Annotated in this window: 1 protein-coding gene; it reads left to right on the top strand. The window is 70.7% G+C overall.

Annotated elements, in window-relative coordinates; all coding sequences use genetic code 11:
• Positions 1–540 (top strand): DUF3458 domain-containing protein (locus tag G3N96_RS38955; protein ID WP_206140513.1); only part of this gene is annotated, 540 nt, incomplete at both ends.

Genomic DNA, 540 nt, shown 5'->3' with positions numbered 1-540 from the left:
TCGAACGCTGGTACAGCCAGGCCGGCACGCCGCGCGTGTCGGTGCACACCGCGTACGACGCCGCCGCGCGCCGCTATACGGTCACGCTCGCGCAGGGCTACGGCGACGCATCGCCGGCCGCGCGCGAGACGCAGCAAGGGCCGCTGCTGATTCCGTTCGCGATCGGGCTGATCGGCCGCGATGGCCGCGACCTGCCGCTGCGCCTCGACGGCGAAGCGGCCGCCTCGGGCACGACGCGCGTGCTCGAATTCACCGAGACCGAACAGACCTTCACGTTCGTCGACGTGCCGGAGGCGCCGCTGCCGTCGCTGCTGCGCAACTTCTCGTCGCCGGTGATCGTCGAGTACGACTACAGCGACGACGATCTCGCGTTCCTGCTCGCACACGACAGCGATCCGTTCAACCGCTGGGAAGCCGGCCAGCGCCTCGCGACACGCGCGCTGCTGACGCTCGCCGCGCGTGCGGCCGCGAACGAGCCGCTCACGCTCGGCGAGAACTTCGTCGCCGCATTCCGCCGCGTGCTGACCGATGAAAGCCTGT

The organism is Burkholderia sp. Se-20373, from assembly GCF_017104705.1.
In the GTDB taxonomy this organism is placed as follows: domain Bacteria; phylum Pseudomonadota; class Gammaproteobacteria; order Burkholderiales; family Burkholderiaceae; genus Burkholderia.
This window is presented reverse-complemented; position numbering and strand designations above follow the sequence as displayed.